Annotated in this window: 10 protein-coding genes; 6 read left to right on the top strand and 4 right to left on the bottom strand. The window is 74.3% G+C overall.

All coding sequences use genetic code 11. From position 1 onward, the window contains the following. The coding region (locus WML84_RS10240; RefSeq protein WP_347346044.1) for a pilus assembly protein CpaE at window positions 1-341 on the bottom strand (341 nt) is incomplete at its 3' end. 60 nt (window positions 342-401) lie between these two features. Between WML84_RS10240 and WML84_RS10235 the strand changes: the two genes are divergently transcribed. The 5 genes from WML84_RS10235 to WML84_RS10215 all read left to right on the top strand — a co-directional run bounded on the left by WML84_RS10235 (window position 402) and on the right by WML84_RS10215 (window position 4,695). After that, a complete protein-coding gene (locus tag WML84_RS10235; RefSeq protein WP_347346043.1) occupies window positions 402-1,157 on the top strand; it encodes an alpha/beta hydrolase in 756 nt (251 codons plus the stop codon). Continuing rightward, window positions 1,154-2,311 (top strand): acyl-CoA dehydrogenase family protein, encoded by a 1,158-nt coding sequence (locus WML84_RS10230; RefSeq protein WP_347346042.1) that lies wholly within the window; start codon window positions 1,154-1,156, stop codon window positions 2,309-2,311. The genes WML84_RS10235 and WML84_RS10230 overlap by 4 nt, the downstream gene beginning before the upstream one ends. Window positions 2,312-2,470: 159 nt before the next feature. Further along, window positions 2,471-3,742: a DUF445 domain-containing protein gene (locus WML84_RS10225; protein ID WP_347346041.1), complete on the top strand. Its 1,272-nt coding sequence runs from the start codon at window positions 2,471-2,473 to the stop codon at window positions 3,740-3,742. Between the two features lie 80 nt (window positions 3,743-3,822). Beyond that, window positions 3,823-4,173 (top strand): gamma-glutamylcyclotransferase family protein, encoded by a 351-nt coding sequence (locus tag WML84_RS10220; protein WP_347346040.1) that lies wholly within the window; start codon window positions 3,823-3,825, stop codon window positions 4,171-4,173. A 51-nt stretch (window positions 4,174-4,224) separates the two neighbouring features. Beyond that, window positions 4,225-4,695 (top strand): histidine phosphatase family protein, encoded by a 471-nt coding sequence (locus WML84_RS10215; protein WP_347346039.1) that lies wholly within the window; start codon window positions 4,225-4,227, stop codon window positions 4,693-4,695. Window positions 4,696-4,745: 50 nt separating this feature from the next. Here the strand turns inward: WML84_RS10215 and WML84_RS10210 are convergent, their stop codons facing one another. Further along, on the bottom strand, window positions 4,746-5,222 hold the full coding sequence (locus WML84_RS10210) for a YbaK/EbsC family protein (protein ID WP_347346038.1): 477 nt from the start codon (window positions 5,220-5,222) through the stop codon (window positions 4,746-4,748). A 165-nt stretch (window positions 5,223-5,387) separates the two neighbouring features. On the opposite strand from WML84_RS10210, the gene WML84_RS10205 reads away from it, so the two are divergent. After that, on the top strand, window positions 5,388-6,455 hold the full coding sequence (locus tag WML84_RS10205) for a Glu/Leu/Phe/Val dehydrogenase dimerization domain-containing protein (RefSeq protein WP_347346037.1): 1,068 nt from the start codon (window positions 5,388-5,390) through the stop codon (window positions 6,453-6,455). 52 nt (window positions 6,456-6,507) lie between these two features. Here the strand turns inward: WML84_RS10205 and WML84_RS10200 are convergent, their stop codons facing one another. Further along, a complete protein-coding gene (locus tag WML84_RS10200) occupies window positions 6,508-7,689 on the bottom strand; it encodes an aminotransferase class I/II-fold pyridoxal phosphate-dependent enzyme (protein WP_347346036.1) in 1,182 nt (393 codons plus the stop codon). A gap of 114 nt (window positions 7,690-7,803) precedes the next feature. Continuing rightward, window positions 7,804-8,882: FAD-dependent oxidoreductase (locus WML84_RS10195; RefSeq protein WP_347346035.1), on the bottom strand; the 1,079-nt coding region annotated here is incomplete at its 5' end.

Raw genomic sequence — 8,882 nt, 5'->3', positions numbered from 1 at the left:
CGCTCCTCGTCCTCGCCCTCGCGCCACACGATCTCGACCTCGTAGGTGTCGGCGAGGCGCCGCAGCGAACGGAACGCCCGTCCGAGCCGCTCGCGCAGCTGCGCCTCGTGCGGCAGCCACAGGACGTCGTCCTGCGCGACCGAGTCCAGCGCCCACTCGGTCGTGCCGTTGAACGCGAGGATCCGCCCGGTGGGGTACTCCCGCGGCTCGATGGTCATCTCGCTCACCGTGAAGACGTCGGCCTCGAACTCGGGCTCGTCGAGCTGGAACCGGTCGCCGGATCGCGGATGCCAGACGAGTCCCGCGTCGCGCAACGCGTGTGCCAGCTCCGTCGAGATCACCCGCCCATTATCCAGCCCGTCCGCCCCTGCCGGGCGACCCACGCTCCTAGGCTGGAGCCCATGGCCACCCCCGTCACCCTGCCCCGTTGCGCGTGGGGCGACCCCGCGTCCGCCCGCCGTGTCCTCCTCGTGCACGGCCTCGGCTCGAACGGCGCCCTCATGTGGCGCTTCGGATCGGCGCTGGCCGACGACGGCTGGCACGCCGTCGCGGTCGACCTCCGCGGCCACGGCACGGCTCCTCGCACCCTGGACTACACGATCGCCGCGTACGCCGCCGACCTCAGCGCCACGCGCGCCGCGCCCGACGCCCCGTGGGACCTCGTGATCGGCCACTCGCTGGGCGGGGCCGCCTCGACCGTCGCCGCCGCGGACGATCCGGCGTGGGCGCGGCGGCTGGTGCTCATCGACCCCGGCATCCATCTGTCGGCGGAGAGCCGCGAGCAGACCCGGCTGGGGCAGCAGGACTCGTTCGCCGACCCGACGCCCGAGGCCGTCCGCGCCGCGCACCCGTCCTGGCACGAGCAGGACGTCGAGCTGAAGGTGACCTCCGTGCGGCAGGCGAGCCCGTGGGCGGTCGACCAGACGATCCTCCAGAACTCCCCGTGGGACGTCCGCGACGCCGCGGCGCGTCTGCGCGTGCCCGCGCACGTCATCGCCGCCGACCCGTCCCTCGACTCGATCTTCTCCGGCGAGGGCGCGCGCGAGGTGCTCCGCAACCCGGCGTTCACGATGTCGGTGGTCGACGGCGCCGGTCACTCCCCGCATCGTGACAAGCCCGACGAGACGATCGCGCAGCTCAGGGAGGCGCTCGCATGACCTTCGACCCGGCCGCGCACCTGCCCGACGCGTTGCTCGACCGCATCCGCGAGCGCGCCGCCGGCCACGACCGCGACAACACGTTCCCCGAGGCCGACCTCGCCGAGCTGGCGGATGCCGGCTACCTGGCCGTCCTCGTCCCCGCGGAGCTCGGCGGGGCGGGGCTGGGCCTGGCCGAGGCATCCGTCCTGCAGCAGCGGCTCGCCGGCGCCTCCCCCGCCACGGCGCTCGCCGTCAACATGCACCTGGTCTGGACGGGCGTCGCGAAGGTGCTCGCCGACCGCGGCGTCGACGCGCTGCGCTTCGTGCAGGAGGGCGCCGCCGCCGGCGAGGTCTTCGCGTTCGGCATCAGCGAGGCCGGCAACGACCTCGTCCTGTTCGGCAGCGACACGGATGCCGCGCCCCTGCCGGGCGGCGGCTACGCGTTCACCGGCACCAAGATCTTCACGTCGCTCGCGCCGGTGTGGACGCAGCTGGGGCTGCACGGCCTCGACACGACCTCGCCGGACGCGCCGAAGCTCGTCTACGCGTTCGTGCCGCGCACCGAGGCCGTCGTCACGCGCGACGACTGGGACACCCTCGGCATGCGCGGCACGCAGTCGCGCACGACCGAGCTGCACGGCGCCGTCGCACCCGCCGACCGCGTGGTGCGCCGCGTGGATCCCGGGCCGAACCCCGACCCGATCGTGTTCGGCATCTTCAGCGTCTTCGAGCTGCTCCTCGCCTCGGTCTACACCGGCATCGCGCGCCGCGCGCTCGACCTCGCGGTCGAGACCGCGCACGCGCGCCGCTCGAAGAAGACCGGCGCCGCCTACAGCCAGGATCCCGACATCCGCTGGCGCGTCGCCGACATGGCGCTCGCGTACGACGCGCTGCCCCCGCAGCTCGAGGCCCTGTGCCGCGACGTCGACGACCGCGCCGACCACGGCGCCCGGTGGTTCTCGCTGCTCGCGGGCGTCAAGCATCGCGCGGTCACGACGGCCAAGGCGGTCGTCGACGACGCGATGCTCGTGGCCGGCGGATCGTCGTACTTCGCGCGCGCCGAGCTCGGCCGCCTGTACCGCGACGTCCTCGCCGGGCTGTTCCACCCGTCCGACCCCGAGTCGGCGCACTCGACGGTCGCGACCGCCTGGCTCGGGCCCCTCGAGTCCTGATCCCACGCCGTTCCGCGCGGCGCCTCGTCGGAGATCGGCGTCCGGTCGGAGGGATCGGCACCGCCCCGTCCGACATTGCGCGGATCTCCGACGAACCGCGTCGGCCCGCAACCCGCGACGCACCGACCGGGTCCCGATCCGCCGTGCGAGGATGACGGCATGTCTCCGACACCGACCGCGATCCTGAGCCCCGCCGATCAGGAGCGTCGCCGCGGGCTCCGGTTCATGAAGGGCGTCGCGCTCGGGGCCCTCGTGTTCATGGCGGTGCTCTTCGTCGTGGCGTTCGCGCTCCAGGAGCGGGTGCCCGCGCTGCAGTACGTGCGCGCGGCCGCCGAGGGCGGCATGGTCGGGGCCCTCGCGGACTGGTTCGCCGTCACGGCGCTCTTCCGGCATCCGCTCGGGATCCCGATCCCGCACACCGCGATCATCCCGCGGCGCAAGGACGAGATCGGCCGCACCCTCGGCGAGTTCGTCGAGACCAACTTCCTCGAGGGCTCGGTCGTGCGCACCAAGCTCGACTCCGCCGCGATCGCCGCGCGCGCGGGCGAATGGCTGCGCGACCCGCAGCACGCCGACCGCATCGCCGCCGAGGCGTCGACGATGGCCGCCGGCATCCTCCGCGCGCTGAGCGACGACGAGGTGCAGGAGCTCATCGCCGACCTCGCGCGCGAGCACCTCATCGAGCCGGACTGGGGCCCGGCGCTCGGCGGCTGGCTCGAGCGCGTCGTCGCGGCCGACGCGCACCACGGCGCCGTCGACCTCGCCGTCGACAGCATCGCGGCATGGCTGCGGAACAACCGCACCGCGTTCACGGGCCTGTTCTCGAAGCGGCTCCCCTCGTGGGTGCCGTCGATCGCCCTCCGCCTCGTCGACGACACCGTCTACAACGAGGCCGTGAAGTTCGTCGATGCCGTGCAGGTCGACCCCCGGCATCCCGCCCGCAAGGCGGTCGACGGCTACCTCGCGCGCCTCGCCGACAACCTGCAGCACGACCCCGCCACGATCGGACGCCTCGAGGACGCCAAGAGCGCCGTGTTCGACAGCCCGCGCGTGCGTGAGCTCGCCGCCGAGGCGTGGAACACCGCGAAGGCGGGCCTCCTGCGCGCGCTCGACGATCCCGAGAGCGCGCTGCGACGGCGCATCGCCGCGGCGCTGGCCGAGATCGGCGCACGCCTGGCGACGGATGCCGCGCTGCAGCGCCGCGTCGACCGTCGCATCGCCGACGCCGCCGTGTTCCTCGTCGAGCGCTACCGTCACGACATCGCCTCGATCATCACCGACACCGTCGAGCGCTGGGACGCCGCGGAGACCACCGAGAAGATCGAGCTCATGGTCGGACGCGACCTGCAGTACATCCGTCTCAACGGCACGATCGTCGGCGCCCTGGCCGGCCTCGCGATCTTCACGGTCGCGCACGCCCTGCTCCGCTAGCCGCACCGCATGTGTCCGCGTGTGTCGGCGGGCGGCACCGGTCCTGTCCCCGGCGGCACCCCCGGGAGTACCCTGAGAGCGTGACCGAGCGGGCGGCCGACCAGCTGTTGTTCTCCTATGGCGCGATGCAGTCGGAGGAGGTCCAGCTCGACCTGTTCGGGCACGTGGTGCCGCTCCAAGCGGACTTCCTCACGGGCTACACGGTCGACTACGCCGAGTTCGAGGACCATCGCGACTCCGACGCCTGCCCACGGGCCGTCCACCCGAGGCTGCGGCGCACCGGCAACCCCGTCGACAAGGCGATCGGGCGGGTCCTGACGCTGACGGATGCCGAGATCGAGGCCTCGGACGAGTACCAGACGCCGCTCCTGTATCGGCGCATCTCGGTCACGCTCGCGAGCGGCCGGACGGCCTGGGTGTACGTTCCCTGAAGGGGCCCGCGCACGGTCCTCCCTCACGGACCCGGAAAGGCGGTCCCGCGCATGACCACCCTCATCCTCGTGCGGCACGCGAAGAGCGACTGGGGCGACGCGCGCCTCGACGACCACGACCGTCCGCTCAACGACCGCGGACTGCGCGACGCGCCCGCGATGGCGGCACGGCTGGCCGACAGCGGCGTCTTCCCCGACGCGATCCTCTCGTCCACGGCGCTGCGCGCCCGCACGACGGCCGGGTTCTTCGGCCGCACGCTGGGCCTCGAGCCGGAGCTGCGCGAGGAGCTGTACGGCGCGCCGGCGCACGCACTGCTCGAGGCGGCGGCCGGCAGCGGCGTGTCGTCGGTGCTCATCGTGGCCCACGATCCCGGCATGACCGTGCTCGCCGAGCAGCTCTCCGACGGCGGCATCGCGCACATGCCGACGTGCGCGGTCGCGCGCTTCACCTGGTACGAGCCCGACTGGGACGTCGCGTCGGCGGTCGAGCCCGCGACGTGGAGCTTCGACAGCCCCCGCTGAGCGGTCCTGCGGCTGGCGACGCCGCGTCTCCCGCGAGCCCGCCCGACGTCTCAGTCGACCTTGGCGACCGTGCCGCCGGTGACCCGCACGAGCTCGTCGAACGTGAGCGGGAACACCGTGTGCGGCGTGCCGCCCGCGGCCCACAGCTCCGGATGGCGGGCCAGGTCCTCGTCGACGATCGTCGCGATCGGCGCCGGATGCCCGGTCGGCGCGACGCCGCCGATCGCCTGGCCCGTGGCATCCCGCACCTGCTCGGGGGTCGCCCGCGCGATCTTCGTGCGCGCGAGGCGCTGTGCGAGCGCGGCGGTGTCGACGCGGTGCGCACCGCTGGTCATGACCAGCAGCGGCTCGCCGTCCGACCAGAACACGAGCGAGTTCGCGATCGCGCCGACCTCGACGCCGAGCGCCGCGGCGGCGAGCGGCGCGGTGGACGCCGCATCCGGGAGCACCACGATGTCGCCGGCGATCCCGGCCCGTCGCAGGGCGTCGTGGACGAGGCGGCTGCGGGCGGGGAGGTCGTGCGTCACCCGGCCAGCCTAGCGGCCGGGCGGGCACGAGATCGCGACACTCGTGCGACGCGGTCGCGCCCGAGGTGAGACTGAGGCACAATGGTCGCAGGGTTCCACGACACCCGACGACTCGTCGCGGGGCCCCGAGCACCGGCCCACGAGGTCAGCCGAGAGAGAACCGCGATGACGCACGCACTGCCCCTGCCCGAGTTCACCCACGAGCGCGTGGAGGTGACGACCGGCCGGCGCAGCGGGCTCCTCGTCGCCGTCGCGCTGCACTCCTCCGTGCTGGGCCCCGCGCTCGGCGGGGCGCGTCTGTGGAGCTATCCGGACTGGAGCGACGCCCTCGGCGACGTGCTGCGCCTCTCGCGCGCGATGACGTTGAAGAACGCCGCCGCGGGTCTGGATGCCGGCGGCGGCAAGGCCGTCGTCGCGCTGCCTCCGGGGACCGTCCTCGACCCGGAGCGGCGGCGCGCGGCCTTCCTCGACCTCGGCGACGCGGTCGAGCTGCTCGGCGGCCTCTACCGGACGGCCGAGGACGTCGGCTCGACGGCATCCGACATGCTCGTGGTCAGCGAGCGCACCGCGCACGTCGTCGGACTGCCCGACGCGATGGGCGGATCGGGCGAGCCGGCCGGCCCCACGAGCCTCGGCGTGTACGAGGCGATCCGGGCCACCCTCGAGCGGATCACCGGCGCACCCGACGTCGCCGGCCGCCGCATCACGATCTCGGGCCTCGGCCAGGTCGGCAGCCGCCTCGCCGTCCGTCTCTCCGCCGAGGGCGCGACCCTCACCGTCACCGACGTCGACCCGGTCAAGCGCTACCTCGCCGCCGACCTCGACGCCCGCTGGGTCGAGCCCGGCAGCGAGCACCTCGTGCCGGCCGACGTGCTCGTCCCCGCGGGCATCGGCGGACTCCTCACCGACGAGGTCGTCGACGCGCTGCAGGCACGGGCCGTGTGCGGCCCCGCCAACAACCCTCTCGCCGACCGCGGCGGCGCGCGCAGGCTCGCCGACCGCGGCATCCTCTACGCCCCCGACTTCGTGGTGAACGCCGGCGGCGTGATCTGGCTCGACCTCGAGGCCCGCCGCGCCGGCACCCGCCACGAGATCCTCGAGCGCGTCGCCGCGATCGGCGACCGCGTCCGCCGGGTCTTCGACGACGCGGAGGCCGCCGGCGTCACGCCGCTCGACGCGGCGGAGCAGCTGGCCGAGGCCCGACTCCGCACGCCCGTGCACGCCATGGCGTGAGTCCGGCCGCGGGATCCGCGCGCTCGCGCGGACCCGAGCCCGGCCGGGTGCTTCAGCCGCTCGCGGCGCCCACGCGCTGCAGGGCCGCGGCCATGCGGTCGACGGCCTCCTCCAGGATCGGCCGCGGCGTCGCGAACACGAAGCGCACGAACCCCTCACCGGGCGCCCCGCACGCGATGCCGTCGGTCAGGGCGACCCCGGCCTGCTCGCGGAAGAACTGCGCCGGGCTGCCCTCGATCCCGAGCCCGCGACAGTCCAGCCACGCGATGTACGTGCCCTCGGGCGGCGTGTAGCGGATGCCGGGGATGCGCGCCATGAGCAGCTCGTCGAGCGCACGGCGGTTCGCGTCGTTGTAGGCGACCACGTGATCCAGCCACGGCCGCCCCGAGGTATACGCGGCGGTGTTCGCGATCACGCCGAGGTTGCTCGCGCCGTGCCCGGCCATCGGCCCGAGCTGCGCCCACGTGTCGACGTCGGCGTCGTTGCTCAGGATCAGCTGCGCGCACTTCAGCCCCGGCAGGTTCCACGACTTCGAGGCCGACGTCGCGGTGACCGTGTGGGCGGCGGCGACGTCCGAGATGCTCGCGTAGGGCACGTGCCTGTTGCCGGCGTAGACCATGGGCGCGTGGATCTCGTCGGAGAACACCCGCCCGCCGTGCCGCGCGACCACCTTGCACACGTCGGCCAGCTCTTCGCGCGTGAACACGCGCCCGACCGGGTTGTACGGGTTGCACAGGATGAGCAGCTCGCCGCCGGCGCGGAACGCGGCGTCGATGCCCTCGAGGTCGAGCTCGTACCGCCCGGCATCCGCCCGCATCGGCACCTGGAGGATCTCACGGTCGAGTCGGCGCGGCACGGAGAGGAAGGGCATGTACGCGGGCGTCGGCAGGATGACGGCGGAGCCGGGCCTCGTGAAGTGCTGGATCACGAGCTCGAGCCCGTTCAGCACGTCGGACAGCGGGTGGATGCGGTCTGCCGGCACGTCCCAGTCGTACGACTCGGCCTGCCACGCCGCGCACGCGGCCGACATCGCCGACGCCACGGATCGCGGCAGATAGCCGAACAGGCCGTCGTCGATGCTCGCGCGCAGGGCGTCGGCGATCGGCGGGGCGACGCCGAAGTCCATCTCCGCGACGAACGCGCCGATCGTGCCGGGGAACAGCGACCATTTCATGCCGCCGATCTCGCGGAGCCGGTCGATCGTGATGGCGTCGAAGTCCAACCGGTCGTCCATCGTCATCCTCTCCGGCCGTCGACGGTGTCGTCGTGGCCCGGGATCTCACCGTAACGGATGCCTCGGACGCCCGTGCGGCACGGGCACCGGCTCGGCGCGCCCGCGGCCGCGACCTCAGCCGTCGAAGCGCGCGAGCCGGCAGCCGGCGAGCTCGGGCGCGTCGAGGCCGGTCGCGATCTCCTCCGCGGCGAGGCGAGCCGCGGCGGCCGCGAGGCTGACGCCGGAGTGCATCGTGGCGAGGTAGAGCCCGGGTGCGCGGGCGTCCGGCCCGACGATCGGCTCTTCGTCGGCGGGCATCGGCCGCCAGCCGACCTCGACCGAGACGATCTCGGGCTCCATCCCGTCGAACGCGGCCGCCACGGTCCGACGTGCGCGTTCGGCCGTGCTCCGGAGCGCGGCCCGATCGGTCTCTCCGCCGTACGCGAGCGGGACGAGCAGGGTCCCGTCCGGCTCCTGCCGCACCTCCAGGTCGGGACTGCCGACGATCGTGCGCACCCACCCCGGCTCCGCGCGCAGCCGCACCATCACGGCCGGCGACGACCGCACGGGAAGATCGATGCCGATGCCGGCGCAGAGGGCGACCGCCCCGACGCCCGCGGCGAGCACGACGGTCCGGGCCCGCCACGTGCCCTCGCCGGTCCGGATGCCGGTCACCGCCGAGCCGTCGCGCACGAGGCCCGTCACCGGCACGCCGACGCGGAGCTCGGCGCCGTGCGCACGGGCGGCGGCGACGAGCGCCTCGGTGGCTGCGGTCGGCTCGACGGCGCCGTCAGCCGGCTCGTGGCGACCGTCGGCCGGAGGGTGCGCGAGGCGCGGCTCGATCGCGGCCGCGTCCGCGATCGCGTGACCCGGCGATCCCGAGCTCCCGACGCCTCCCCACGTGAGGGAGCCGGTCCACCGCACGTTCAGGCCCGGCACCTCGTGCTCGAGCCGGTGCCACTCGTCGACGGCGAGGCGTCGGAGCGCCGCCGACGGACGGCGGTCCGTGCCCGGCCGTCCGATCCACCCGAACGAGGCACCCGTCGCGCCGGACGCCGGCAGCCCCGCGTCGAAGAGCGCGACGGTCCGGCCGCGCGTCGCGAGCCGGTAGGCGAGGGCGGCGCCGACGATGCCGGCGCCGACCACCACCACGGCGGGCGAGGTCGCGGCGCCGTCGTCCACCGGCCGGAGGGAGTCGTCCGGCATCCGGCTCA

It is taken from the genome of Microbacterium sp. (assembly GCF_039812165.1).
GTDB lineage: Bacteria > Actinomycetota > Actinomycetes > Actinomycetales > Microbacteriaceae > Microbacterium.
The sequence above is the reverse complement of the archived record's forward strand: the minus strand, read 5'-3'. Positions and strand labels throughout refer to the sequence as shown.

Coding starts and splice junctions, on each gene's coding strand:
- WML84_RS10235 (WP_347346043.1), top strand. CDS start 402: ATGGCCACCCCCGTCACCCTGCCCCGTTGCGCGTGGGGCGACCCCGCG.
- WML84_RS10230 (WP_347346042.1), top strand. CDS start 1,154: ATGACCTTCGACCCGGCCGCGCACCTGCCCGACGCGTTGCTCGACCGC.
- WML84_RS10225 (WP_347346041.1), top strand. CDS start 2,471: ATGTCTCCGACACCGACCGCGATCCTGAGCCCCGCCGATCAGGAGCGT.
- WML84_RS10215 (WP_347346039.1), top strand. CDS start 4,225: ATGACCACCCTCATCCTCGTGCGGCACGCGAAGAGCGACTGGGGCGAC.
- WML84_RS10205 (WP_347346037.1), top strand. CDS start 5,388: ATGACGCACGCACTGCCCCTGCCCGAGTTCACCCACGAGCGCGTGGAG.
- WML84_RS10200 (WP_347346036.1), bottom strand. CDS start 7,689: ATGGACGACCGGTTGGACTTCGACGCCATCACGATCGACCGGCTCCGC.